The sequence below is a fragment of the Gordonia sp. CPCC 206044 genome (genome assembly GCF_048537895.1).
Lineage (GTDB): Bacteria > Actinomycetota > Actinomycetes > Mycobacteriales > Mycobacteriaceae > Gordonia.
On the sequence record NZ_JBCLVL010000020.1, the window covers coordinates 1 to 24,707 of the forward strand.

The following is a 24,707-nucleotide window of genomic DNA, read 5'->3' on the forward strand; positions in this document are numbered from 1 at the left end:
GCAGCGCGCCAAATCTTCCGAATCCTCGAGCACCCACCCGCTTGACCGAACATAGGAGCGTCCAAGCGCCAAGGCCTCGATACGCTCTCGCCTAGCGGCTCGAGCTACTCGACCATCAGGCGACTCGAGCTACTCGACCACCAGAAGACTCGCGCCACTCAACCACCAGAAGACTCGCGCACCACGCCGGTCGCTCCACACGCCGGCCACCCCCACACGCCGGTCGCTCCTTCTCGCCGGTCGCTCCTTCTCGCCGGTCGCCCCTTCTCGCCGGTCGCCCCTTCTCGCCGGTCGAGTAGTTCGAGGCGCAAAGCCGAGAACGTATCGAGACCAAGCCCCAAGGCCTCGATACGCTCTCGCCTAGCGGCTCGAGCTACTCGACCACCAGAAGGCCCGAGCCACTCAACCAGAAGGCTCGCGAGCTACTCGACCACCGCACGCGCACGTCGGGGTTCGAGGCTCAGCTCGAAACCTCGCGGCACCATCGTGAGTCGCTCGTCGACGGCGAGTTCATAGTCGGGGTCGCCGACCACGTCGTAACGGTGCAGCAGACATGCGAGCACCAACACCGACTCGTGGATCGCGAACTGTCGGCCGATACACGCGCGCAGACCGGCGCCGAACGGCTTGTAACTGTGTGCCGGACGTTGTTTGACGTTCGCAGGCAAGAAGCGATCGGGATCGTAGACGTCGGGGTTCTCCCAGACGGTCGGGTCCCGATGCACCTGTCCGAGCACGATGACGGCCCAGTCCTCGGGTGTCATGACGTACCGGCCGTCGAGGGTGGTCTGTTCGCGAGGCCTGCGTGCAAATGCCGGAACCGTCGGCCAGATCCGCAAGGCTTCGTCGAGGCAGCGACGAATGTAGCGGAACTTGGGCACCTGCTCGAAAGTCGGGGTGGCCGTGGGATCTTCGCCCAGTATCTCGTCGGCCTCCCGTTGCGCGGCCGCCAGGCATTCCGGGTTGCGCGACAGGTAGTAGAGCGTGAACGACAATGCACCCGAGGTGGTTTCGTGTCCGGCAACCAAGAATGTGAGGATCTGGTGACGGATGTTCAAGGGCGACAACCGCTCCCCTGTCTCCGGATGCGACACGTTCAGCATGATGCCGAGCAGGTCGTGCTGGTCGGGACTGCCCGTGCGCTCTGCGATGAGCTCGTCGAGCATGTTGTCCACATACGCCTGCTGGTCGGCGTTGCGACGGTCGAGATAACGGCCCAGCAGTTGCCCTCCGGGTGCGGTGAGCAACCCACCCTTGCGTCGCCCGGTCTCCAATGCCCGGATCATCGCACCCACGAAAGGATGCGGCTGCGACGTGGTGAACGACCCGAAATCGTGGCTGAACGCCGCCCGGCTCAGGGTCTCCATCGTCAGCTTCGTCATCGATCGCGTGACGTCCACCGGCCCCTGACCCCGGTCCCAGTAGTCGAAGAGTTCGGAGGCGGTGCCCAGCATGATCGGGTGGTACGACTGCATCGCCGACTTGGTGAACGCCGGCATCAGGAGTTCGTGGGCGAGTTGCCAATTCGGCTCGTCGTTGTAGGCGGTGAACAAACCGTCGCCGGCATACTGGCGCAACGCGACGATCGCGGGCGGTAGCGCCTTGCAGAACCGCGATTCGTCACACAGCTCGGCGGCCAGCGCGGCGCCGGAGACGAACACGAAGTTCTGCCGAAAGATGCGCATCTCGTAGATCGGCCCGAGGCCTTCGCCCCATTCCAGCAGGCTCAGCAGGGGGTGACGCGGGTCGGACACGCCCAGATCACCCACGAACGGCTTACGACGACCGGCGTGCGGAAAGGACTGCCCCGACCAGTCGTTCTTCAGTTTCCTACGCACATCTCGACGATGCTCGCGCCCCTCGTCGATGTCAATCGTCGGAGCGGGCGACACCACACGACAAGACATCGCGCCACAAGGGGAACGACCTTGACATCGACTTTATTAGCGACCATTCTCTAATAATGTTGGATTTCGAGGCCGGACGCACCGTCCTGGATGCACAGCCCTTCAGCCGGATGCTCGGCGCACGGCTCACCCGACTCGACGGTGACCGCGCGACACTCACCCTCGACGTCCGAGACGACCTGCGCCAGCAGTACGGATACATCCACGGTGGGGTGCTCAGTTATCTCGCCGACAACGCGCTCACCTACGCCGCAGCCCTCGGACTGGGCCCCGACATCATCACCAGCGGATTCAGCATCGAGTACGTTGCGCCGGCCAAGGACGGTCGCGAGTTGCAGGCCGATGCGGTCCTCGTCCATGCCGGACGGACCAAGGCCGTTGCGCGATGCGAGATCAGCATGGTGTCCGACGACGGGACCCGTCGCGTCGTGGCCACCGCGCTCGGCACGAGTATGGTCCGGAATCGTGGGACGACGACCGCGGTTCAGCACTGACGAGATCCTGGACGCCGCACTCGAACTGGTGATCGCCGGCGGCCCGGCAGCGGCGACGGCGACGGCCGTCGGGCGGGCCATCGGGGCGCCGTCGGGCTCGGTCTACCACCGGTTCGCCAGCCGCGACGAGATGATGGCCCGACTCTGGTTGCGCACCATCGAGAACTACCAGCGCCCGGTGATCGAGGCCGTCGGCGTCGACGATCTCGACGCGGCCGCCGACGCCGCGATCGCGCATTGCTTCGACTGGACGACCGAGCACCGTGGCGAGGCCGCGCTCCTCCTCTTGTACGACAAGTCCGATATCGCTGCCGCCTGGCCCGACACCCTGGCCCGAGAACTGCGCGAGCACAACCACGCGGCGCGTGCAGCCCTGCGGGCATATGCGCGGCGCCGCTACGGCTCCGACGACCCGGCGGTGATGGACCGGGTCACCTACGCACTCGTCGACCTTCCGTATGCGGCCGTCCGACGACACCTTCCCGATCGAGGACTACCGGCACAGTGGTTGCGCGAGTTCACCATTCGTTCCGCTCATGAGATCCTGACCGATATCGGCGCGTGAACCGTCGATCGGTGTCACCACTGCGTATCGACGAGATCGCCACTCTCCCACCGATCCTGCACGGTCAGACCAGTGTCGACAACTCGCGGATCGTCTCGGTGTCACGCGCGGTGACCATCAGCATCGAGACCCCGGCGGCCTCCCACGCCTTGATCTGATCGCGGACATCGTCTGCGGTTCCGGCGATGAGGGTTTCGAGGACCATCTCGTCGGGCACCGCCGCCATCGCCTCGGCCTTCTTGCCCGCCCGGAACAGCGCACCGATCTCGTCGACCGCGTCGCCGTAGCCCATCCGCCGATACAGCTCGGCGTGAAAGTTCTTCTCCTTGGCACCCATTCCGCCGACGTAGAGCGCGGTCGACGGACGATAACGCTCCACTGCCGCGGAAACATCGTCGGTGATCATCACCTGTACGGTCGCGGCCACCTCGAACTCGTCGCGGGTCCGGCGCGCGCCGGGCCGCGCGAATCCCTCGGCAAGCCACTCCTCGTACTGGTCGGCCAGACGCAGGCTGTAGAAGATCGCCAGCCAACCGTCGGCGATCTCGGCGGTCTGCGCGACGTTCTTGGGCCCTTCGGCGCCGAGCCAGATCGGGATGTCGGCACGCAGCGGATGGGTGATCGGTTTGAGCGATTTGCCCAGACCTGTCGACCCGGGCGCGTCGGCCGGATACGGCAGTGGATAGTGCGGGCCAGGGTTGGCGACCGCCCCCTCCCTCGCCAGGACGTCGCGCACCACGCGCACGTACTCGCGGGTCCGGGCGAGCGGCTTACCGAACGGTTGCCCGTACCACCCTTCGACGACCTGCGGCCCGGACACACCCAGACCGATGATGTGCCTCCCGCCGGACAGGTGATCCAGGGTCAGCGCTGCCATCGCGAGCGATGTCGGCGGCCGGGCAGACAGTTGGGAGACGGCGGTGCCCAGACGAATTCGATCGGTGGCCGCGCCCCACCAGGCCAGCGGCGTGTAGGTGTCCGAGCCCCAGGATTCCGCGGTGAACACGGCATCGAATCCGACCTCTTCGGCCGCTGCGATCAGATCGGGTGCATTGTCGATGGGGCCGGCACCCCAATAGCCGAGCTGTAGTCCGAGCTTCATGCTGTCCCTCCGCTGATCACCGGTCACGAGTCCGTGACGTGCGTCTTGTGCCTCAATACTAGAACGTGTTCTACTCGATGGGTGAGCACCAGCACAACAGCACCCCGTCCGGCCGCGGCCAGTCCGGTTGCCGCGGTCCCCGATCCCGAATCCACGATTCTGTCCGCGCCCCTGAAGAACTCGTTCGACTACACGCGTTCGCTCGGGCCGGTGCTGAGTCAGTTCGCACTCGCCCTGCGCGACGGCCGCATCGTCGGTTCCAAGAGCAGCGACGGCACCGTATCGGTGCCGCCCGTGGAGTTCGACCCGACAGGCGGCGCACCGACCACCGAGATCGTCGACGTCGCCAGCACCGGCACCGTCGTGACCTGGTCGTGGCAGCCGACTCCCGCCGCGCCGCAACCCCTGGACAAGCCGTTCGCCTGGGCCCTGATCAAGCTCGACGGCGCCGACACCGCGCTGCTGCACGCCGTCGCCGTCGACTCCCCTGCCGACATCTCCACCGGCATGCGCGTGCACGCCGTGTGGAGCGCAACCCGCAGCGGGCGCATCGACGACATCGCGTACTTCGCCCCCGGCGAGACCGCGGCCGCAGCACCCGAGAACCAGACCGAGAACCCCGACGGCGACCTGGTCGTGATCACCACGCCGATCACCACCGAGATCAGCCATTGCGCCACCGAAGAGGAGTCCTGGTACCTCGAGGGCCTCATGCAGGGCAAGCTCGTCGGCTCCCGCGTCGGCTCGGGCGTCGACGCCGGCCGCGTCTACTTCCCGCCCCGCAAGGTGAGCCCGTCGGACGGATCGCCGTCGGTCGAGCGGGTCGAACTGCCCGACACCGGCATCGTCACCACCTTCTGCATCGTGAACGTGCCGTTCCAGGGCCAGCGGATCAAGCCGCCCTACGTCGCCGCCTACGTGCTGCTCGACGGCGCCGACATCACGTTCCTGCACCTGATCCTGGACTGTGCCGCCGAGGATGTCCGAATGGGCATGCGGGTCAAGGCCGTCTGGCTTCCGCAAGACGAGTGGGAGCACTCGATCGGCAACATCAGCCACTTCGCCCCGACCGGCGAGCCCGACGCCGACTACGAGTCGTACCGGGATCACCTCTGACCACTCTGTCCTGCCTGACCAAGGAGTTCTTGTGACCCTCCCCCGGATAGCGATCATCGGGTTCGCCCACAGCCCGAATGTCGTCGGGACGCACGGCACCACCAATGGTGTCGAGATGTTGATCCCGTGTTTCCAGAAGCTCTACGCCGAACTCGGCATCACCCGCACCGACATCGATTTCTGGTGCAGCGGATCGTCGGATTACCTTGCCGGCCGCGCATTCTCGTTCATCTCGGCGATCGACTCGATCGGCGCGATGCCACCCATCAACGAATCCCACGTCGAGATGGACGGTGCGTGGGCACTCTACGAGGCATGGGTGAAGATCGCGACCGGTGAGGTCGACCTCGCGCTGGCCTACGGATTCGGCAAGTCGACCGCGGGCGACATGGACCTGACCCTGTCGATGCAGACCGACCCGTACACGGTCGCGCCGCTGTGGCCCGACGCACGGTCGCTGGGCGCGCTGCAGGCACGGGCCGGCCTCGACTCGGGCGCCTGGACCGAGGCCGACATGGCCGCGGTGGCCTCGCGCACCTCGGGGACGTCGGTCGATGACCTGCTCGCCGCCGACTACGTGGCGAATCCACTTCGTGCACATGACATCGCGCCGTACACCGACGCGGCTGCGGCGGTCATCATCGCGAGCGAACGGCGCGCACGGGAACTCGTCGCCAACCCGGCGTTCGTGACCGGGTGGGATCACCGCATCGACTCGCCGAACTTCGGTGCCCGCGATCTCACCGTGTCGCCGTCCACGGCGCTCGCCGCCGAGTCCGCCTTCCGGCATCGCGCCCGCGACGTGGACGTCGCCGAGATCCATGCTCCGTTCACCCATCAGGAGCTGATCGTCAAAAACGCTCTCGGACTGCCGGATTCGGTGCGCATCAACCCGTCGGGCGGCGCACTGGCCGGGAACTCGATGTTCTCGGCAGGTCTGCAGCGCGTCGGCTACGCGGCCCACGAGATCCTCACCGGCAATGCGGGTACCGCCGTCGCCCACGCGACGAGCGGCCCACTGCTGCAGCAGAACATGGTGGTCACACTGGCGGGAGACGAGAACTGATGGCACACAACAATCGCGCGGCCGTCCTCGGTACGGGACAGACGAAGTACGTCGCCAAGCGCCACGACGTGACGATGGCCGGCATGTGCCGGGAGGCGATCGACGCAGCACTTGCCGACGCCAAGGTGTCGATCGACGACATCGACGCGATCGTCGTCGGCAAGGCACCCGACCTGTTCGAAGGGTCGATGATGCCCGAGCTCGCGATGGCCGAGGCCCTCGGAGCTGTCGGCAAACGGATGATCCGCGTGCACACCGCCGGTTCGGTCGGCGGGTCCACCGCCAACGTCGCGGCATCGCTGGTGTTCGCCGGTGTCCACCGACGCGTGCTCGCGGTGGCCTGGGAGAAGCAGTCCGAGTCGAATGCGATGTGGGCCTTGTCGATCCCGGTGCCGTTCACCAAGCCGGTGGGCGCCGGAGCAGGTGGCTTCTTCGCGCCGCACGTGCGTTCCTACATCCGGCAGTCGGGATCGCCGAACAACATCGGCGCCATCGTGGCCGCCAAGGACCGTCGTAACGGCGCCAAGAACCCTCTCGCCCACCTGCACCAGCCCGACATCACCGCCGAGAGCGTGATGGAGTCGCAGATGCTGTGGGATCCGATCCGCTACGACGAGACATGCCCGTCGTCGGATGGTGCCTGTGCCGTGGTCATCGGCGACGAACAGGCCGCCGATGATGCAGTCGCGGCGGGCGATCCGGTCGCCTGGGTGCATGCGACCGCGATGCGGACCGAACCGTTGTCGTTCGCACACCGCAACGTCGTCAGCCCGCAGGCGGGGCGCGACGCCGCGGCCGCGCTGTGGAAGGCGGGCGGCATCGACAATCCCCTCGAGGAGATCGACGCCGCTGAGATCTACGTCCCGTTCTCGTGGTTCGAGCCGATGTGGCTGGAGAATCTGGGCTTCGTCGGCGAAGGAGAGGGCTGGAAGCTCACCGAGGCCGGCGAGACCGAGATCGGCGGCAAGCTGCCGGTCAACGCCTCGGGCGGCGTGCTCTCGTCCAACCCGATCGGCGCCTCCGGCATGATCCGCTTCGCCGAGGCCGCCATCCAGGTGATGGGCAAGGGCGGCGACCATCAGGTCCCCGATGCCCGCAAGGCACTCGGACACGCTTACGGCGGTGGGTCGCAGTACTTCTCGATGTGGCTGGTGGGCGCCGACAAGCCCGCGCACTAGCCCGACCGCTCTCGCGCCCCGGCGGCGGACTACGGTTCGCACCGCACCGCCCCGGCGCGCAGCCGGTCACGCTCGCCCGCCAACGTCATCAGCACGGCAACGGGCCGCACCGCACCGCCCGACGCCATCAGCACGGCAACGGGCCGCACCTCACCGCCCGACGCCATCACCACGGCGGCCGAGAGCAACCACTTTTTCGCTGACAGCAACCGCCCTTGGATGAGGGCGGTTGCTGTCGTTCAGACCCGCGGTTGCTGTCGGTGAAAAAGTGGTTGCTCTCGGCGCGAAGGGCGTCGCATCCGCCCCGGCGGGACCGCGCCGCAGCACCGTCCGCCCGCCACCCAACGCACACGCGGAACCTCCACGAAAAACAGTGCGTAGCAACACCCGCGCCTACACGAAATGTCCGCGTCTACACCCGCACGGCGCACCGGCGTCCACCACCGGCCCAACGCCCTCGGCACCCGCCACCCCGGCGCCACCCAACGCACACGCGGACACTCCACGAAAAACAGTGCGTAGCAACACCCGCGCCTACACGAAATGTCCGCGTCTACGCCCGGACGCAAAGCAGACGCGGCGCCGGGCGACCAGACGTCACATCGTCCGCGGCTCCGGCAGCGCACACGCCTGGCCATCCGACATCCCGGTCGGACGGACGCCGAGCGACTGGTTCAGTCGGGCGCGCTGGTTCTCCCATGCGACGGTGGCGGCGAGTTCGGCGACCTGCGTCTTGGACAGCTGCTCGAGGAGTTGTCGGCGCAGCTCGGCCAGATCGTCACCGACGGCAGGCGTCACCGTCATCGCCTCCGCATAGGCGATGACGAGCTTCTCCAGCTCGGTGTATGCGTCGCTGTCCCGAAAGCGGTGCAGGTCCCGAATCTGCTGCTCGGTGACGCCGGCGCCATGGGCGAGGGCCGATCCGATGTCGAGGCAGAACTCGCAGCTGACCAGGCCGGCGGTCTTGAGCTCGGCCAGTTCCTTGAGCTTCGGGTCGAGCGCGTTGGTCAGCAGCAGCGCGGTCTCGTACATACCGGTCGTGGCGAGCAACTGCGGGCGGCGAATCAACCAGCCGGTGAGATCTCCGCGGTGACGTTTCGAAGATCCGAATGCTTTGACATAGCTCCGAATTCGCTCCACCTTTGCAGCTGCGGTTGGAGGGGTGAAACGACGACCACCCCATCTCTCACCATCTACCTTGGCCGCAACCGAAGGTGAATGACAAGAGATGGGGTGGATACGTGATCGGGTTCTCAGGCCGGGCGAACCGAGTTGATCGTCTTCTCGACTTCCCAGAACGCGCGCAGCGCCTTGAGCTTTCCGTCGTCGTCGGCGCGGTAGGTGAACACACCGTGCGCCTCGGAGATGTGCCCCGCGATGTGCGTGACGATCTTGCCGACGTAGGCGACCTCGTTGCCGCAGATGATCTCGTCGTCGAAGACGAACTCGATCTTCTCGGTGGTCCCGATGGACTTGTCCCAGAACTCCGAGATCTCCTCGCGTCCGTGGAAACCCTTGCCCTCGGGGTCGAACATCGACGGTCCGACCGGGTCCTCTACCGACCCGTCGACCGCGAAGTTCTCCAACCACGCCTGCTTGTCGCGAGACTCGACGGTCTCACGCGACCGGCGACCGGCGAGCACCGCGGGATGGTTCTCCCGATCGATGTTCAGGTAGGCCGGCTCGCCGGTTTCCTGCGTGGTCACTTGGTCCCGTAGTCGACCTGGAGTTCCTTGACGCCGTTGATCCATCCGTGACGGAGTCGACGCGGAGCCTCGAGCCGGCTGATGTCGGGCACCAGATCTGCCAGCGCGTTGAACATCAGGTTGATCTCCATGCGAGCCAGGTTGGCCCCGACGCAGAAGTGCGCACCGTTGCCGCCGAAGCCGACGTGCGGGTTGGGATCACGCAGGATGTTGAAGCTGAACGGATCGTCGAAGACGTCTTCGTCGTAGTTGGCCGAGCCGTAGAACATGCCGACGCGCTGGCCTTCCTTGATGTCCACGCCGCCGACCTGCGTGTCGCGCTTGGCGGTGCGCTGGAAGCAGTTGACCGGGGTCGCCCAACGGACGATCTCGTCGACCGCGGTGGCGGGCCGCTCCTTCTTGAACAGCTCCCACTGATCGGGGTGCTCGAGGAAGGCGTTCATGCCGTGGCTGATCGCGTTACGAGTCGTCTCGTTGCCCGCGACGGTGAGCAGGATGAAGAAGAACCCGAACTCTGCCTCGTCGAGCGACAGCCCGTCGATGTCGGCGTTGACCAGCGTCGAGACGATGTCGTCGACCGGGTTCTTCCGACGCTCCTCGGCCATGTTGTAGCCGTAGCCCAGGATCTCCGCGGAGGCCATCTGCGGATCCTCGCCGAACTCCGGATCGTCGTAGTTCATCATGTTGTTCGACCAGTCGAACAACTTGCCGCGGTCGGTCTCCGGCACGCCGAGCAGGTCCGCGATGGCCAGCAGCGGCAGATCGACCGCGACGTCGTGGACGAAGTCGCCGGTGCCCTTGTCTGCGGCCGCCTGGACGATGGCCCGTGCCGCACCGTCGAGCTTGTCCTCCAGCGCCTGCACGGCACGCGGCGTGAACGCCTTGGAGACCAGCTTGCGCAGACGGGTGTGGTCCGGCGGGTCGTGGTTGATCAGCAGCGCCTTGGTGACGTCGAGCTGCTCCTGGGTCATCTCGTCGTCGAAACGCATGATGACGCCGTCCTTGGCGGTCGACCAGTCATCGTTGTTCTTGGAGATCTCCCGGATGTGGGCGTGCTTGGAGATGACCCAGTACCCACCATCGTGGAAGCCGCCGCCCTTGCCGGGCAGCTGCGCGTTCCACCAGACCGGTGCGGTCGAGCGGAGCTGCGCGAACTCCTTCACGGGGATGCCCTTTTCGAGCAGATCCGGGCTGGTGAAATCCCAGCCTTCCGTCTTCATGAACTCAGCGCCCCCCGTGTCGGCACTGGTCGTCGCACCCTGAACTTGGGTCACGTCACACCACCTCGCTGTGAGATTTAGAACCTGTTTCAATTCACATTAGAGCACATTGTGACCGGGATGACAGTCCCCAACGAGAACTTGTTCTAGTTCTCCGAACCCGGCAGGCCCGCGAAGTGCGGAAATACTACCAATACTCGTTGAGACATCGACCGGACGGTCGTGGACATCCACGCCCGCTCGGGCCGCCGATCCGGATCGCGGCACGGCCTGCCGACCATCGCGCCACCCCGACCGGACGACCCCGCCGCACGCAGACAATCCGTGGTGAGCCCAACGATAGACGGCGATGAGAACATGTTCTAGTTTTGAGGGTGACTTGGTGAATCGTTCGAACAAGGAGTGGGCATGGGTGTGCCGGTGATCGTCGAAGCAGTGCGGACCCCGATCGGCAAGCGGGCCGGTTGGTTGTCGGGGCTGCACCCTGAGGAGCTGCTGGGTATCGCCCAGAAGGGTCTCGTCGAGCGGGCGGGTATCGACCCCACCCTCGTCGAGCAGGCCATCGGCGGCTGCGTCACCCAGGCCGGCGGGCAGGCAGGCAACATCACGCGTAAGGCGTGGTTGTCCGCCGGACTCCCAGAGACCACCGGCGCCACCACCATCGACTGCCAGTGTGGTTCGGCCCAGCAGGCCAACCATCTGATCGCAGGCCTGATCGCCTCGGACACCATCGATGTCGGCGTCGCCGGCGGTGTCGAGATGATGTCCATGGTCCCGCTCGGCGCCAACGTCGGCACCGAAGCCGGTCCCTACCACGCGGATTCGTGGCAGATCGACATGCCCAATCAGTTCGAGGCCGCCGAGCGTATCGCCAAGCGGCGCGGTATCACCCGCGACGACGTCGACTGGCTCGGCGAGCGCAGCCAGCGGTTGGCCAAGCAGGCGTGGGCCGAAAGCCGTTTCGAGCGTGAGGTGTTGACCTTCAAGGCACCCGAGCGCACCAAGGAGGGCGAGCTCACCGGCAACATCATCGACGTCAGCCGCGACCAGGGGTTGCGCGACACCACGCGCGAGTCGCTGGCCGCCCTCAAGCCCGTCATCGACGGTGGAATCCACACGGCCGGAACGTCTTCACAGATCTCCGACGGTGCAGCTGCCATCTTGTTGATGGACGAGGACAAGGCCCGCGCGCTGGGCCTGACGCCGCGGGCCCGCATCAAGGCCCAGGCGCTGGTGGGTGCCGAACCGCACTTCCACCTCGACGGTCCGGTTCAGGCGACCGAACGCGTGCTCGCGAAGTCGGGGATGGCGCTCTCCGACATCGACCTCGTGGAGATCAACGAGGCGTTCGCGTCGGTCGTCCTGAGCTGGGCCTCGGTCCACAACGCCGACATGGACAAGGTCAACGTCAACGGCGGTGCGATCGCGCTCGGACATCCGGTGGGCAGCACCGGATCCCGCCTGATCACGACGGCATTGCACGAGCTCGAGCGCTCCGACAAGCAGACCGCTCTGATCACCATGTGCGCCGGCGGGGCGCTGGCCACCGGAACCATCATCGAGCGCATCTGATGCCGGTCATGGACCCGAATGCGCGGCCCAAGCAACTCGGTTCGCCGGTCGTCGCCTCACTGATCAAGGTCGGTTCCCGACTGAACACGAAGCTCTATCAGGTGACCGGCGGTCGGCTGGGCAGCAAGTGGCGCGTCGGGGCCGGGTTCCGCAATCCGCCGCCCGTCTGCCTGCTCACCACCATCGGACGCAAGAGTGGCGAGCCACGTACCGCTCCCCTGCTCTACCTGCGCAACGGGGACACCTTCGTCGTCGTCGCGTCGCAGGGCGGTCTGCCCAAGAACCCTGCGTGGTATCTGAATCTCGTCGCCAACCCGGACGTGACCATCCAGGCAGGCAAGGAGAAGCACGAGCTGCGCGCCCGTACCGCCACCGACGCAGAGCGTGACGAGCTGTGGACTCAGCTCGTCGATCTCTATGCCGATTTCGACACCTATGCCGCCTGGACCGATCGAACGATCCCGGTGGTCATCTGCGAGCCGCGTTAGCCCGCAACAACACTCGCTCCCTCGTTTCGTGTTCGCTCCGCCGATCGGCGGAGCGAACACAGAACGAGGGAGCGAGGTCGTTCACGGGTCAGTGAGTCGATAGCTTCCCGGCAGGCGCCGACTGCGGCAGTGCGCGAATGGCCGCGCCCGCCCACCGATCCAGAAACCGACGAAGGTCATCTCCGGAGCGAGGCGGTGTTCCGGGGTCGAGGATCATCGATTGCAGTGTCCGCAAAACGAATTCGATGACGTCGTCGATCTCGGCGGGCCCGTACCCCGTCGCCGACCATGCGACGTCCATCCGCTCGACCATCGAATGGGCAAGACTGCGCCCGAGTTCCGACGTGAAGTCGCCGACGACAGGCACGCTGAGTCTCTCCGCCCGCAGCAGCAGACCCACGTAGTTGTCGTCGGCGAGTTCCTCGAGCACCGCCGCCAGACCCTCGACCACCGCAGCATCCGCCGTCGAGATGCCTCGCAACCGTGACTCCACGCGGTCGAGCAGCGCACCGACGGCGTCGATGGCGGTCGCCGACAACAGTTCGTCGGTACTGCGGAAATATCGGTACACCGTCTGCCTTGTGACGCCGAGAGTCCGCGCGACGTCGGCCAGTCCGGTCCCCGCGCCTTCTCGGTCGATCGTCTCGCGCGCCGCCGCCAGAATCCTGGCGACGGCTTCTTCGTCGTTGACCGGCACCTGGCCGCCCCACCCGTGCGTACGCATCAGTCGCCGAATCCGCCCGTCGTCATGGCTGATCAGCTTACCGGCGCGGCCCGGGCGGGTCGCCCGAAATCGGTCGACCATACACAGCAGTAGATGATGTATGGTGTGGTGACGACAGCCACAATCCACGTTCCTGCCCTTCGTCGAGCAGTCCCGAGGACTGGGCGCATCGACATCTCCCCTGCGCGGCGTAATGCCAGATCGAGAGGAACCATGACCGCAGCCACCGGTCTCGGCCACATCAACCCCGGATTCGACTTCACCGATCCCGACGTCCTGGAACAGGGAATTCCCTTGCAGGAGTTCGCAGAACTACGTCGAACCGCGCCGGTGTGGTGGAACGCGCAGCCCGAGGGCACCTCGGGCTTCACCGACGGCGGGTTCTGGGTCATCAGCAAACATGCCCATGTCCGGGAGATCTCCAAGAACAGCCAGCTCTGGTCCACGAACGCCAACGGCGCGATCATCCGCCTCCCCGACTACGTCACGCCGGATCAGATCGAGTTCACCAAGGCCTTGCTGATCAACCACGATCCGCCGGAGCACACCCGGCTGCGCAAGATCGTGTCGCGGATCTTCACACCGCGAGCAGTCGGCTCGCTCGAGGAGAACCTTGCCGCCTCGGCTCGCCGGATCGTCCAGGGCGCCGCCGCGTCGGGCAAAGGAAACTTCGTCGACGACATCGCGATTCACCTTCCCCTGCAGGCGATCCTGGACCTGATCGGGGTTCCGCACGCCGACCGGGCACGCATCCACGAACTCGTCGACGCGATCATCAACAGCGACGACCCCGACCAGACGATCGACCCGACGACCGCCAACGCCGAACTGCTCGGATACGCCTACGCGATGGCCGAAGATCGCCGCAAGAACCCCACCGACGACATCATCACCACGCTGGTGCAGGCCGACATCGACGGCGAGGCCCTCAACGAGATCGAGTTCGGCTTCTTCGTCATCCTGCTGATCACGGCGGGCAACGAGACCACCCGCAACGCCACCACGCACGGCATGAACGCCTTTCTCGACAACCCGGAGCAGTGGTCGCTGTACAAACAGGAACGTCCGGCCACCGCCATCGACGAGATCCTGCGCTGGTCATCACCTGTGCACGCGTTTCAGCGGACGGCGCTCGCCGACACCCAGGTGGGCGGCGTCGACATCCCGAAGGGCCGCCGCGTCGGCCTGTTCTACAGCTCGGCCAACTACGACGAAGAGGTCTTCGAGGATCCGTTCCGCTTCGACATCACCCGCGATCCCAACCCGCATCTGGCGTTCGGCGGCAACGGCGCACACTTCTGCATCGGCGCCAACCTCGCACGGCTCGAGCTGAACCTCATCTTCAACGCGATCGCCGACCACCTACCCGACATCGACCGCCTCGGCACGATGCGCCGCGTCCGGTCCGGTTGGCTCAACGGGGTCAAGGATCTCCCCGTCGACTACACCTCCGGAGGCGAAGCCTGAGGTACCGTCGTGTGAGGTAGACCACAGTACCGGCTGTGGGGATCGCGAGGATGCCATGACCATCTCCACCACACATCGGTTCGAAGACATCGACTTCACCGATCCCATGCTCCTCGAACGTGGTCTGCCGCTGACCCAGTTCGCCGAACGTCGTGCCACCGCCCCGGTGTGGTGGAATCCGCAGGCCATCGGTCCGATGTTCTTCGACGACGACGGGTTCTGGGTCATCAGTCGCCACGCCGATATCCGAGCTATCTCGAAGGACACCGAGACCTGGTCGAACTGGGCCAAGGGTGCGCTGATGCGGATGCCGGAGACCTCGACGCGCGAACAGGTGGAGGCCGGCCGAGCGTTCTTGCTCAACATGGACCCGCCCGAACACACCCGGATGCGCAAGATCGTCTCGCGCATGTTCACGCCTCGTGCGGTGGCGTCCCTCGAGGATGCGCTGACCGCCCACGCCCGGGAGGTGGTGACCCGCGCCGCGGAGAAGGGCGACGGCAACTTCGTCACCGACGTCGCCATCCACCTTCCCCTGCGCGCGATCCTCGACTTGCTCGGTATACCCGAGAGCGACCACGCGCATCTGTGCGAACTCGCCGACTCGATGGTCAGCCCCGACGATCCGGACAGCAAATACGACCCGTTGACCGCGAACATCGAGATGCTCGCCTACGCCGCAGCGCTCGCCGAGGATCGGCGTGCACATCCCCGCGACGACATCGTCACCATTCTGGTCCAGGCCGACATCGACGGACACGCGTTGACCGAGGACGAGTTCGGGTTCTTCGTCATCCTCCTCGTCGTCGCGGGCAACGAGACCACCCGCAACGCCATCAGCAACGGCGTCAATGCCTTCCTGGATCATCCCGACCAGTGGGCGCTCTATCGTCGGGAACGACCGTCGACCGCCGTCGACGAGGCGATCCGGTGGGCCACGCCGGTGCATTGCTTTCAACGAACGGCCAAGCGGGACACCGAGGTCTGCGGTGTGCCGATCTCCGCGGGACAACGCGTCGGCCTGTTCTACAGTTCGGCCAACTACGACGAAGAGGTCTTCGAGGATCCGTTCGTCTTCGACATCACCCGCGATCCCAACCCGCATCTGGCCTTTGGCGGCAACGGCGCGCATTTCTGCATCGGCGCCAATCTGGCCCGGCTCGAGATCAACACGATGTTCAACGCACTAGCCGACATCGTGCCGGACATGACCAAACTCGCCGAGCCGCAGCGCGTCCGCTCCGGCTGGCTCAACGGTGTGAAAGAACTCCGCGTCTCCTACACCTGATCCCCGCATATCCGAACAACAGCGAGATCTCGATACGCGGCCTCGCTGCGCTCGGACGCTACTCGATCACCAGACGCACAACGAGCAAGCCCACCACCGCCGGTCGAGTAGCGACGAGCGAGCCGACCACACGCCGGTCGAGTAGCGACGAGCGAGCGCAGCGAGCCCGACGCGTATCGAGACCCACCACCAACACCACCAAGATCTCGATACGCGGCCTCGCTGCGCTCGGACGCTACTCGATCACCAGACGCACAACGAGCACGCCAACCATCAGTCAGGCAGCGAACCTGACGGTCCCGATTCAGCCGACGGCGCGACCGGCCTTCTCCCAGAACTGGGCCCGCAGCGCCTTCTTGTCCGGCTTGCCGAGTGCGGTGAGCGGCAACGACTCGGCGAAGATCACCTGCTTGGGAGACTGCACCGCACCCTTGCGGTCCTTCACCGACTGCTGGATGTCGCGGGTGACCTGCTCCTTGGCCGCCTCGCTGGAGTCCACATCCGACCGCAGCACCACGACAGCGGTCACCGCCTCACCCCACTTGTCGTCGGGGACGCCGATGACACCCACCTGTCCGACCGAAGGATGCTCGGCGACAACGTCTTCCACCTCACGCGGGAACACGTTGAAACCGCCGGTGACGATCATGTCCTTGGTGCGGTCGACGATGTACCAGAATCCGTCCTCGTCTTCGCGGGCGACGTCCCCGGTGCGCAGCCACCCGTCGCGGAAGGTGTCGGCGGTCTGCTCGGGAAGTCCCCAGTAGCCTCCGGCCAACAACGGTCCGGCGACGCAGATCTCGCCCGGTTCGCCCTGCGCGACCGGCTTGTCGTCGGGTCCCAGCAGGGCGGTCCGCAGGAAGGCCGACGGTCGACCGCAGCTGCTCAGGCGCCGCGGGTCTTCGCCAGGCTTCGGGTGATCGTTCTTGCCGAGGTAGCTGATCACCATCGGGGCCTCGGACTGGCCGTAGTACTGCGCGAAGATCGGCCCGAACCGCTCGATGGCTTCTGCGAGTCGAACCGGATTGATCGCGGACGCACCGTAATACACGGTTTCCAGCGACGAGAGGTCACGGGTCTTGGAGTCCGGGTGATCGAGCAGCGCGTACAGCATGGACGGCACCAGCATGGTCGCGGTGATCTTCTCTTCCTCGATGATCCGCAAGACCTCGCCGGGATCGAACTTGGCCATGACGACCATCGATCCGCCCTTGATGAGGGTCGGCACGAAGAACGCCGCACCCGCATGCGACAGCGGAGTGCACATGAGGAAGCGCGGATTCTCCGGCCATTCCCACTCGGAGAGCTGGATCTGCGTCATCGTCGACATCGCCCGCGCGGTGCCGATGACGCCCTTGGGCTTACCGGTGGTGCCGCCGGTGTAGGTGATCGAAACGATGTGATCGGGCGAGAGCTCGGTGGCCGCAAGCGGTTTCGGCTGATAGTTCTCCGCCTCGGCGATGATGTCGCGACCGTGCGCGGCGAGTTCCTCGGGAACCGGGCCGAGTGTCAGCACCTGCTTGAGGCTGTCCACCCGTTCCATCAGCGCAACCGCACGCTCCACGAACATCGGAACCGGGTCGATGACGAGGGTTGTGACGCCGGCATCACCGAGGACGTAGGCGTGGTCGTCGAGGGAACCGAGCGGGTGCAGCGCGGTCCGACGCCATCCTTGCGTCTGGCCGGCACCGATGACGAGCAGCACCTCGGGCCGGTTGAGCGCGAGCAACCCGACCGTCGAGCCAGTCCCGGCGCCGAGCGCCTCGAATGCCTGTTGGTAGCGGCTGACGGCCGCGGCCATCTCACCACCGGTCAATTCGGTGTCACCGAGGAACAGCACCTTGCGGTCGGCGTGACGCCGCAGCGCCGCCACCAACAGGTCGCCCAAATGGGTGCCGCCACGCAGGTGGTCGAAATCAGAGATCGCATCCTGAACGTCAGTCATGCCCTCCACACTAGGACGTGTTACAGATCTACGGAAGCTCAAGGGGTGGATTCACCGCATTGACGTGCTGATTGAGTGGACAGTTGGCGCTCAGAACAAACTAGAACATGTTTCAATTCGGACATTCGGTTCGCCGACGTCGACGCCACAGACCCCGAGGTACTGAACTACGATCGCACCATGACTGATCTGGACCTGGCGACCACCCGCCGTGACATCACCGACGCGCTGCTCACCGCCCTCGAGCGCCGCCACGAAGTGCTCGACGCGATCGTCGAGGCCGAAGACCGCGGCGAGGCCGTCAAGGCGATCGCCACACTGCTCGACAAGTCGACGCTGGGCGCCGAGGCCGTGTTGGGCATGTCCTTCTACCAGCTCACCAAGGACGAACGCCGCAAGAACCAGGCCGAGCTCGATGACCTGAACAACGCGCTGACCTTCACGCTCGCGGAGCGACCGGCGAGCAGCGGCGACACCTTGGACCTGCGCCCGTTCGACGCCTCGGCAGACGCCGATCTCTTCACCGTTCGTACCGAGGAGCTCAAGGTCGCAGGCGACGGTTCCGGCACCCCGGCCGCCGACATCTCCGAGGAGATCGCGCAGGCGGTGGAGCGCGTCGACAACGAGGATGCGGTCTGGCTGGTCGCCGCCGAGGGTTCGGCCAAGGTCGGATTCGTGTTCGGTGAGCTCATCAACGGCGAGGTCGACGTGCGGATCTGGATCCACCCCGATCACCGCAAGAAGGGCTACGGCACTGCGGCGCTGCGCAAGTCACGTTCGGAGATGGCCGCGAACTTCCCCGGCGTGCCGATGGTGGTGCGGGCTCCCAGCGCGTAGACCGCACCAGGTCATCAGACGTTTTCGTTCCCGCCCTTCGACCGAGGGGCGGGAACGAAATGGTCTTCGAGGTCGGTCAGCTGCGGCGCCGCGGAACCCCGAACTTCGCCACGATGGCGCGGATCCGGTTGTCCTCGTCGACGACGAACGACTCGTGCACCTCGGCCGCCAAGCCGATCACCTTGGGCCGCACGTGCACCCAGTAGCGGGTCGTCACCATGTGCCCGTCGACCTCGGCGGTGAAGTCACTGATCCGGTGGATGAGTCGGAACTGCGGGCCACGCTCGAGCCCGCGTGCGATGTGCGCACCGTTGCGTCCGGTCTTGAGGCCGAGTTCGATGCGTGTGCAATCGGGGTGCAGCGCAACGCCGGACGGGTCATGGCTCACCAGTGCATCCACGTAGGCCCGAGCGGCCGCGATTCGCTGCGCGGCCCGCTCGGGATCGACATGTGGTGTCACGGCTACCGTGCGCCGTAGACCGGCACCGGGCGCGGAGCCTTCGCCAGGATCTCCTCGACGACGGTTCCGAGTTCACTCGGCGCCCACCGAGAACCCTTGTCCTGCTCCGCGCTGCGCTGCCATCCGTCGACGACGGTGATCCGGCCGCCCTCGACCTCGAAGACTCGGCCGCTGACCGACGACGACTCGGGCGATCCGAGCCAGACGACCAGCGGGGAGATGTTCGCCGGGTCCATCGCGTCGAAGGAACCGTCGGCCGGCGCAGCCATCTGTGCGGCCATCGCCTCGCCGGCCCCCATGGTCATCTGGGTGCGGGCCGACGGTGCGATCGCGTTCGCGGTGATCCCGTAGTTGCCGAGCTCGGCGGCGGCCTGGATCGTCAACGCCGAGATGCCTGCTTTGGCGGCAACGTAATTGCCCTGCCCCACCGAACCGAACAGTCCGGCTCCCGACGACGTGTTGATGATGCGTGCCGTCGGCTGGTTCCCGGCCTTGGACTGTCCGCGCCAGTAGGCCGCCGCGTGGTGCAGGGTGACGAAATGCCCCTTGAGGTGGACGCGGATCACCGCGTCCCACTCGTCTTCGGACATGGCGACCAGCATGCGGTCCCGAACGAATCCGGCGTTGTTGACGAGGATGTCGAGGCCACCGAACTCCGTGACCGCGGTGTCGATCAGGGCCGCACCGCCATCCCAGTCCGCGACATCGGCCACGCCGGCCACGGCGGCACCGCCGGCCGCGACGATCTCCGCGGCCACAGCCCGGGCGGCGTCGCCGTCGAAGTCGTTGACCACGACCTTGGCACCGTCGGCGGCCAGCGCCAACGCGTGGGCACGTCCGATTCCCTGTCCGGCGCCGGTGACGATCGCGACCCGGCCCTCGTTCAGCTTGTCAGCCAAGACTTTTCCCCTTCATCGAAATGTTCGGTCCAGATGATGCCATCACGGCATCACACCTTGTTCTCGGCGTTCGCCACCGCCAGGAAGGCAGGCTTCTCGCCGCCACCGTGCACGGTAAGCGTGGAGCCGGTGATGTACTCGGCGAGCGGGCTCAGCAGGAAGGCCACGGCGTTGCCGACGTCGGCCGGCATCGCGAGACGTCCCATCGGAATGGTGGCCCCCACCGCGGCCACACCCTCGTCGTCGCCGAGATGCAGATGCGCCTGCTCGGTGAGCACGGCCCCGCACACCACCGAATTGATCCGCACCTGTGGCGCCCATTCGATCGCGAGCGACGTGATCATGTTGTCCAGCCCGGCTTTTGCCGCGCCGTAAGCCGAAGTGCCGGGCGACGGTCGATGCCCGCTCACGCTGGATACGTTGACGATCGCACCGCCGCCGCTTTGTTCCTGCATCACCGCGTTGGCGGCGCGCGCCACGGTCAGCGGGGCCAACAGGTTGAGTTCGATGATCTTCGACGCGAAACGAGGGGATGCGTCGGCGGCCAGGGCGAACGGCGATCCACCGGCGTTGTTCACCACGGCGTCGAGTCGACCGTGCTGGTCGACGATGCCGCGCACCATGGCGTCGACCGCGTCGGCGTCTCGTACATCGCACGACACGAACTCGGCGGCCAGATCGGGGACGGCGCTGCGCCCGCACACGATCGGCACGGCACCGAGGTCGGCGAGCACCTTGGTGATCCCCGCCCCGACTCCCCGAGTACCACCGGTCACCAGGACGACCTTCTTCTCCAGGCCCAGGTCCATTGCGCCGATGGCCGTCGCGGCCGATCGTGCACCCGGGTCCGCAGCCTGTGACTGTGCGTTCATGGGTGCTACCCTACCAAACAACCAAGCACTTGCTTGGTTTGTCTTCAGCCCTTCGAGAGGAGCAGGTGTGCCGATCACCACGACACGCACCGACAGCGGCATCGTGACGGTGACCGTCGACTACCCACCCGTGAACGCCCTGCCGTCGGCCGCGTGGTTCCAACTGGCGAAGGCCATCACCGCGGCGGGTGAGGATCCGACCACCCACGTGGTGATCCTGCGGGCCGAAGGGCGCGGGTTCAACGCCGGCGTGGACATCAAGGAAATGCAGGCCACCGACGGTTTCGACGCCTTGATCGGTGCCAACCGCGGATGCGCTGCGGCGTTCAGTGCGGTGTACGACTGCGCGGTGCCGGTGATCGTCGCCGTGAACGGCTTCTGCGTCGGTGGCGGCATCGGGCTCGTCGGCAATGCCGACATCATCGTGGCCTCCGACGACGCGGTCTTCGGCCTCCCGGAGGTCGACCGCGGCGCACTCGGCGCCGCCACCCACCTCGCGCGCCTGGTCCCGCAACACATGATGCGGACGTTGTATTACACGGCGCAGAACGTCACGGCCCAGCAACTCGAGCACTTCGGCTCGGTCTTTCGGGTCGTGCCGCGCGATGAGTTGCTCGACGCCGCCGTCGAGATCGCCGAGAAGATCGCGACCAAGGACACGCGCGTCATCCGCGCGGCCAAAGAGGCCATCAACCACATCGATCCGGTCGACGTGAAGAGCAGCTACCGCCTCGAGCAGGGCTTCACCTTCGAGCTCAACCTGGCCGGTGTCGCCGACGAACACCGCGATGCATTCGTGTCGACCGGAAAAGCCCTGAACACCAACGGAGGTCACGCCTGATGGCACCCACGCCCACCGACAAGACGAGTTCCCTCGACGACGTCATCGGCGAATTGCGCGACGGTATGACGATCGGCATCGGCGGTTGGGGCTCACGCCGCAAGCCGATGGCGCTCGTGCGCGCCCTCGCACGCTCCGACGTCAAGGATCTGACCGTGGTGACCTACGGCGGTCCGGACCTCGGACTGCTCTGCGCCGCAGGCAAAGTGCGCCGGGCCTACTACGGCTTCGTGTCGTTGGACTCCGCGCCGTTCTATGATCCGTGGTTCGCCAAGGCCCGTACCACCGGCGCCATCGAAGCGCGCGAGATGGACGAGGGCATGATCAAGTGCGGCCTACAGGCCGCCGCGGCTCGACTCCCGTTCCTGCCGATCCGTGCCGGACTGGGATCGGATGTGCCCAACTTCTGGGAGGGTGAACTCAAGACCGTCACCTCGCCTTACCCGGAGGCCGACGGGCGCAGCGAGACGCTCATCGCGATGCCTGCCCTGCGTCTGGACGCGGCATTCGTCCATCTCGACCTCGCCGACAACCGCGGCAATGCCGCCTACACCGGCATCGACCCCTACATGGACGATCTGTACTGCGCGGCCGCCGAACGCCGCTACCTGGAGACCGACCAGCTGGTGTCCACCGAGGTCCTCGTGAAAACCGTTCCGACGCAACGGTTGCTGCTGAGCCGGATGAATGTCGACCGGGTGGTGCACACGCCCAACGGCGCACATTTCACGTTTGCGGGCGCGGCCAGCGAGGCCAGTGGCGCAGGCGTGCACAGCGATTACGCCCGCGACGAGAAGTTCCAGCAGTTCTATGTCGAATCTGCCAAGGACCCCGAGGCCTGGGCAGCGTTCTCGAAGCGCTTCCTTGAGGTCGACGAGGCCGCCTACCAACGCGCGGTCACCGAATGGCAGACCGAACAGGAGGAGTCCAAGTGACCACGACCGAACCCACCACCGAGGCCACCCGCGCCGAGATCTGCGTGGTCGCATGCGCTGAGATCTTCTCCGGAGCAGGCGAGATCATGGCATCGCCGATGGCACCGACGCCGCTGCTCGGCGCACGACTCGCTCGCCTGACCACCGAGCTCGACCTGCTCATCACCGACGGTGAGGCGCGGGTTCTGGCCGACACACCGCCGATCGGGAAGTCCGGCCCCATCGAAGGTTGGATGCCGTTCGGCAAGGTGTTCGATGTCGTCGCGTCCGGGCGTCGCCATGTGGTGATGGGCGCCAACCAGATCGACCGATACGGCAATCAGAACCTGTCGGCCTTCGGCCCGCTGCAACAGCCCACGCGCCAGATGTTCGGTGTGCGTGGGGCACCCGGCAACACGCTGAACCATCCGACGAGTTACTGGGTGGCACGGCATTCCGCCCGGGTGTTCACCGAAAAGGTCGACATCGTGTCGGGCGTCGGATACGACAAGATCGACCCCGACAACCCGGCGTTCCGGTTTCTGGACATCCCCCGCGTGGTCACCAACCTGGGTGTCTTCGACTTCGAGGGTCCCGGGCACACCATGCGCGCCCGCTCGTTGCACCCGGGTGTCACCGCTGCCGAGGTCGCCGAGAACACCAGCTTCGAGATCGCGGAGCTGGAGTCGGCCCCGACGACACGGTTGCCCTCGGACGAAGAACTCACGTTGATCCGGGATGTCCTCGATCCCAAGGGTGTTCGGAATCGAGAAGTGAAATGAGTCCCGCGCCGGGAGCGGAGCGAGCGGGCGGAAACAGTACCGCGCCGGGAGCGGAGCGAGCGGGCGGAAACAGTACCGCGCCGGGAGCGGAGCGAGCGGGCGGAAACAGTACCGCGCCGGAAGCGGAGCGAGCGGGCGGAAACAATGGCGCGCCGGGTACTGCCCGTGCGGCCGGGTTGTCGACCAAGTTCACCGAACTCGTCGGTATCGAGTATCCGATCGTGCAGACCGGTATGGGTTGGGTGTCCGGGCCTGCGCTGACGTCGGCGACGTCCAATGCGGGCGGACTGGGCATCCTCGCCTCGGCGACGATGACCTATGCCGAACTCGAGGCGGCGATCGCCAAGACGAAGTCGTTGACCGACAAGCCATTCGGTGTCAACATCCGCGCCGACGCGACCGATGCCCCGGAGCGGATCGACCTGCTCATCCGTGAGGGTGTCCGGGTGGCGTCGTTCGCCCTGGCTCCCAAGCAGGAACTCATCGCCAAGTTGAAAGACAACGGGGTGGTGGTGATCCCGTCGATCGGTGCGGCAAAGCATGCGGTCAAGGTGGCGTCGTGGGGCGCCGACGCGGTGATCGTGCAGGGCGGCGAAGGTGGTGGTCATACCGGTCCGGTGGCCACCACTCTGCTGTTGCCGTCGGTGCTGGATGCGCTGGCGCAGAAGGGTATCGACATGCCCGTCGTCGCCGCGGGCGGATTCTTCGACGGCCGCGGTCTGGTCGCCGCGCTCTCCTACGGCGCCGAGGGTGTCGCGATGGGCACCCGATTCCTGCTCACGTCCGACAGCGCGGTGCCGGAGGCGGTCAAGCACGAGTACTTGGAACGCGGCCTCGGCGACACCGTGGTGTCGGTGAAGGTCGACGGCATGCCGCATCGGGTGCTGCGCACTCCCCTGGTGGAAGCACTGGAGAGCGGCAACGGTCTGCGTGCGCTGATCGCTGCGGCGCGCAATGCCAACGAGTTCAAGCAGTTGACGGGCATGAAGTGGACGACGATGCTCCGCGACGGACGCACCATGCGCAAGTCCGGCGAGCGCACCTGGCAGCAGGTCATCATGGCAGGCAACACCCCGATGTTGTTGCGGGCCGGACTGGTCGAGGGCAACACCGATGCCGGCGTGCTGGCGTCCGGTCAGGTGGTCGGCATGATCGACGACTTGCCCAGCTGCCACGACCTGATCCAGTCGATCATGTCGCAGGCGCATTCGAGATTGAAGGCACTCGCGTCGTTGGGCTGACGTCTGATCTCGATACGCCGCGG

At 66.1% G+C, this 24,707-nt stretch carries 25 protein-coding genes; 14 read left to right on the plus strand and 11 right to left on the minus strand.

All coding sequences use genetic code 11. The features are described from left to right. Positions 1 to 422: 422 nt before the first annotated feature. A complete protein-coding gene (locus AAFP35_RS23555) occupies positions 423 to 1,892 on the minus strand; it encodes a cytochrome P450 (protein ID WP_419224103.1) in 1,470 nt (489 codons plus the stop codon). Positions 1,893 to 1,963: 71 nt separating this feature from the next. Here AAFP35_RS23555 and AAFP35_RS23560 point away from each other — a divergent pair, with 71 nt between their 5' ends. After that, entirely contained in the window at positions 1,964 to 2,401 is a 438-nt protein-coding gene (locus AAFP35_RS23560) for a PaaI family thioesterase (protein ID WP_419224104.1), read from the plus strand. Then, positions 2,373 to 2,966, plus strand: a complete 594-nt coding sequence (locus tag AAFP35_RS23565; protein WP_419224105.1) for a TetR family transcriptional regulator — start codon at positions 2,373 to 2,375, stop codon at positions 2,964 to 2,966. Before AAFP35_RS23560 ends, AAFP35_RS23565 begins: the two co-directional genes overlap by 29 nt. Positions 2,967 to 3,030: 64 nt before the next feature. On the opposite strand, the gene AAFP35_RS23570 is transcribed toward AAFP35_RS23565, so the two are convergent. Continuing rightward, positions 3,031 to 4,068, minus strand: coding sequence for an LLM class F420-dependent oxidoreductase (locus AAFP35_RS23570; RefSeq protein WP_419224106.1), 1,038 nt, complete (start codon positions 4,066 to 4,068; stop codon positions 3,031 to 3,033). 81 nt (positions 4,069 to 4,149) lie between these two features. Between AAFP35_RS23570 and AAFP35_RS23575 the strand changes: the two genes are divergently transcribed. Genes AAFP35_RS23575 through AAFP35_RS23585 form a run of 3 tightly spaced genes read left to right on the plus strand, consistent with a single transcriptional unit; the run spans position 4,150 to position 7,428 of the window. Then, positions 4,150 to 5,184 carry a Zn-ribbon domain-containing OB-fold protein gene (locus AAFP35_RS23575; protein WP_419224107.1) on the plus strand — a complete coding sequence of 345 codons (1,035 nt, stop codon included), beginning with the start codon at positions 4,150 to 4,152 and terminating at the stop codon, positions 5,182 to 5,184. 31 nt (positions 5,185 to 5,215) lie between these two features. Next, positions 5,216 to 6,250, plus strand: coding sequence for a thiolase domain-containing protein (locus AAFP35_RS23580; RefSeq protein ID WP_419224108.1), 1,035 nt, complete (start codon positions 5,216 to 5,218; stop codon positions 6,248 to 6,250). After that, entirely contained in the window at positions 6,250 to 7,428 is a 1,179-nt protein-coding gene (locus tag AAFP35_RS23585; protein ID WP_419224109.1) for a thiolase domain-containing protein, read from the plus strand. The genes AAFP35_RS23580 and AAFP35_RS23585 overlap by 1 nt, the downstream gene beginning before the upstream one ends. Before the next feature lie 29 nt (positions 7,429 to 7,457). Here AAFP35_RS23585 and AAFP35_RS23590 read toward each other — a convergent pair whose 3' ends face one another. From AAFP35_RS23590 to AAFP35_RS23605, 4 genes are all read right to left on the minus strand, one after another. After that, positions 7,458 to 7,637: a hypothetical protein gene (locus AAFP35_RS23590; RefSeq protein WP_419224110.1), complete on the minus strand. Its 180-nt coding sequence runs from the start codon at positions 7,635 to 7,637 to the stop codon at positions 7,458 to 7,460. A 388-nt stretch (positions 7,638 to 8,025) separates the two neighbouring features. Further along, on the minus strand, positions 8,026 to 8,568 hold the full coding sequence (locus tag AAFP35_RS23595) for a carboxymuconolactone decarboxylase family protein (protein ID WP_419224111.1): 543 nt from the start codon (positions 8,566 to 8,568) through the stop codon (positions 8,026 to 8,028). A gap of 113 nt (positions 8,569 to 8,681) precedes the next feature. Beyond that, positions 8,682 to 9,134 carry a nuclear transport factor 2 family protein gene (locus AAFP35_RS23600; protein ID WP_419224112.1) on the minus strand — a complete coding sequence of 151 codons (453 nt, stop codon included), beginning with the start codon at positions 9,132 to 9,134 and terminating at the stop codon, positions 8,682 to 8,684. Then, positions 9,131 to 10,408 (minus strand): cytochrome P450, encoded by a 1,278-nt coding sequence (locus AAFP35_RS23605; RefSeq protein ID WP_419224113.1) that lies wholly within the window; start codon positions 10,406 to 10,408, stop codon positions 9,131 to 9,133. The genes AAFP35_RS23600 and AAFP35_RS23605 overlap by 4 nt, the downstream gene beginning before the upstream one ends. A 354-nt stretch (positions 10,409 to 10,762) precedes the next feature. Between AAFP35_RS23605 and AAFP35_RS23610 the strand changes: the two genes are divergently transcribed. Continuing rightward, complete coding sequence (locus AAFP35_RS23610; RefSeq protein ID WP_419224114.1) at positions 10,763 to 11,926, plus strand: steroid 3-ketoacyl-CoA thiolase; 1,164 nt, start codon at positions 10,763 to 10,765, stop codon at positions 11,924 to 11,926. Next, entirely contained in the window at positions 11,926 to 12,414 is a 489-nt protein-coding gene (locus AAFP35_RS23615) for a nitroreductase family deazaflavin-dependent oxidoreductase (RefSeq protein WP_419224115.1), read from the plus strand. Before AAFP35_RS23610 ends, AAFP35_RS23615 begins: the two co-directional genes overlap by 1 nt. A gap of 88 nt (positions 12,415 to 12,502) precedes the next feature. Here AAFP35_RS23615 and AAFP35_RS23620 read toward each other — a convergent pair whose 3' ends face one another. Beyond that, on the minus strand, positions 12,503 to 13,138 hold the full coding sequence (locus AAFP35_RS23620) for a TetR/AcrR family transcriptional regulator (protein WP_419224179.1): 636 nt from the start codon (positions 13,136 to 13,138) through the stop codon (positions 12,503 to 12,505). Between the two features lie 213 nt (positions 13,139 to 13,351). On the opposite strand from AAFP35_RS23620, the gene AAFP35_RS23625 reads away from it, so the two are divergent. Both AAFP35_RS23625 and AAFP35_RS23630 read left to right on the plus strand, forming a co-directional pair. Beyond that, a complete protein-coding gene (locus AAFP35_RS23625; RefSeq protein WP_419224116.1) occupies positions 13,352 to 14,605 on the plus strand; it encodes a cytochrome P450 in 1,254 nt (417 codons plus the stop codon). 55 nt (positions 14,606 to 14,660) lie between these two features. Further along, the gene (locus AAFP35_RS23630; protein ID WP_419224117.1) at positions 14,661 to 15,893 is read left to right on the plus strand and encodes a cytochrome P450; all 1,233 of its coding nucleotides are present in this window, start codon (positions 14,661 to 14,663) and stop codon (positions 15,891 to 15,893) included. Between the two features lie 304 nt (positions 15,894 to 16,197). Here AAFP35_RS23630 and fadD8 read toward each other — a convergent pair whose 3' ends face one another. Continuing rightward, the gene (gene fadD8, locus AAFP35_RS23635; protein WP_419224118.1) at positions 16,198 to 17,838 is read right to left on the minus strand and encodes a fatty-acid--CoA ligase FadD8; all 1,641 of its coding nucleotides are present in this window, start codon (positions 17,836 to 17,838) and stop codon (positions 16,198 to 16,200) included. 180 nt (positions 17,839 to 18,018) lie between these two features. Here fadD8 and AAFP35_RS23640 point away from each other — a divergent pair, with 180 nt between their 5' ends. Beyond that, complete coding sequence (locus AAFP35_RS23640) at positions 18,019 to 18,675, plus strand: GNAT family N-acetyltransferase (protein ID WP_419224119.1); 657 nt, start codon at positions 18,019 to 18,021, stop codon at positions 18,673 to 18,675. A gap of 76 nt (positions 18,676 to 18,751) precedes the next feature. Here AAFP35_RS23640 and AAFP35_RS23645 read toward each other — a convergent pair whose 3' ends face one another. The 3 genes from AAFP35_RS23645 to AAFP35_RS23655 are packed head-to-tail and all read right to left on the minus strand — an operon-like array spanning position 18,752 to position 20,843. Continuing rightward, complete coding sequence (locus tag AAFP35_RS23645) at positions 18,752 to 19,135, minus strand: hypothetical protein (RefSeq protein WP_419224120.1); 384 nt, start codon at positions 19,133 to 19,135, stop codon at positions 18,752 to 18,754. 2 nt (positions 19,136 to 19,137) lie between these two features. Further along, the gene (locus tag AAFP35_RS23650) at positions 19,138 to 20,034 is read right to left on the minus strand and encodes an SDR family oxidoreductase (protein WP_419224121.1); all 897 of its coding nucleotides are present in this window, start codon (positions 20,032 to 20,034) and stop codon (positions 19,138 to 19,140) included. Between the two features lie 50 nt (positions 20,035 to 20,084). Next, a complete protein-coding gene (locus tag AAFP35_RS23655) occupies positions 20,085 to 20,843 on the minus strand; it encodes an SDR family oxidoreductase (protein ID WP_419224180.1) in 759 nt (252 codons plus the stop codon). Positions 20,844 to 20,973: 130 nt separating this feature from the next. Between AAFP35_RS23655 and echA20 the strand changes: the two genes are divergently transcribed. The 4 genes from echA20 to AAFP35_RS23675 all read left to right on the plus strand — a co-directional run bounded on the left by echA20 (position 20,974) and on the right by AAFP35_RS23675 (position 24,684). Beyond that, entirely contained in the window at positions 20,974 to 21,747 is a 774-nt protein-coding gene (gene echA20, locus AAFP35_RS23660; RefSeq protein WP_419224122.1) for a (7aS)-7a-methyl-1,5-dioxo-2,3,5,6,7,7a-hexahydro-1H-indene-carboxyl-CoA hydrolase, read from the plus strand. Beyond that, complete coding sequence (locus AAFP35_RS23665; RefSeq protein WP_419224123.1) at positions 21,747 to 22,682, plus strand: CoA transferase subunit A; 936 nt, start codon at positions 21,747 to 21,749, stop codon at positions 22,680 to 22,682. The genes echA20 and AAFP35_RS23665 overlap by 1 nt, the downstream gene beginning before the upstream one ends. Continuing rightward, entirely contained in the window at positions 22,652 to 23,443 is a 792-nt protein-coding gene (locus AAFP35_RS23670) for a CoA-transferase subunit beta (RefSeq protein WP_419224124.1), read from the plus strand. The genes AAFP35_RS23665 and AAFP35_RS23670 overlap by 31 nt, the downstream gene beginning before the upstream one ends. 176 nt (positions 23,444 to 23,619) lie before the next feature. Next, the gene (locus AAFP35_RS23675) at positions 23,620 to 24,684 is read left to right on the plus strand and encodes an NAD(P)H-dependent flavin oxidoreductase (protein ID WP_419224125.1); all 1,065 of its coding nucleotides are present in this window, start codon (positions 23,620 to 23,622) and stop codon (positions 24,682 to 24,684) included. The last annotated feature ends 23 nt before the right edge of the window (positions 24,685 to 24,707 follow it).

Excerpts from the sequence above, each read along its gene's own strand:
- AAFP35_RS23560 (WP_419224104.1), top strand. The coding sequence starts at position 1,964 with ATGTTGGATTTCGAGGCCGGACGCACCGTCCTGGATGCACAGCCCTTC.
- AAFP35_RS23570 (WP_419224106.1), bottom strand. The coding sequence starts at position 4,068 with ATGAAGCTCGGACTACAGCTCGGCTATTGGGGTGCCGGCCCCATCGAC.
- AAFP35_RS23585 (WP_419224109.1), top strand. The coding sequence starts at position 6,250 with ATGGCACACAACAATCGCGCGGCCGTCCTCGGTACGGGACAGACGAAG.
- AAFP35_RS23610 (WP_419224114.1), top strand. The coding sequence starts at position 10,763 with ATGGGTGTGCCGGTGATCGTCGAAGCAGTGCGGACCCCGATCGGCAAG.
- AAFP35_RS23615 (WP_419224115.1), top strand. The coding sequence starts at position 11,926 with ATGCCGGTCATGGACCCGAATGCGCGGCCCAAGCAACTCGGTTCGCCG.
- AAFP35_RS23620 (WP_419224179.1), bottom strand. The coding sequence starts at position 13,138 with ATGCGTACGCACGGGTGGGGCGGCCAGGTGCCGGTCAACGACGAAGAA.
- AAFP35_RS23625 (WP_419224116.1), top strand. The coding sequence starts at position 13,352 with ATGACCGCAGCCACCGGTCTCGGCCACATCAACCCCGGATTCGACTTC.
- AAFP35_RS23630 (WP_419224117.1), top strand. The coding sequence starts at position 14,661 with ATGACCATCTCCACCACACATCGGTTCGAAGACATCGACTTCACCGAT.
- fadD8 (WP_419224118.1), bottom strand. The coding sequence starts at position 17,838 with ATGACTGACGTTCAGGATGCGATCTCTGATTTCGACCACCTGCGTGGC.
- AAFP35_RS23640 (WP_419224119.1), top strand. The coding sequence starts at position 18,019 with ATGACTGATCTGGACCTGGCGACCACCCGCCGTGACATCACCGACGCG.
- AAFP35_RS23655 (WP_419224180.1), bottom strand. The coding sequence starts at position 20,843 with ATGGACCTGGGCCTGGAGAAGAAGGTCGTCCTGGTGACCGGTGGTACT.
- AAFP35_RS23665 (WP_419224123.1), top strand. The coding sequence starts at position 21,747 with ATGGCACCCACGCCCACCGACAAGACGAGTTCCCTCGACGACGTCATC.
- AAFP35_RS23670 (WP_419224124.1), top strand. The coding sequence starts at position 22,652 with ATGGCAGACCGAACAGGAGGAGTCCAAGTGACCACGACCGAACCCACC.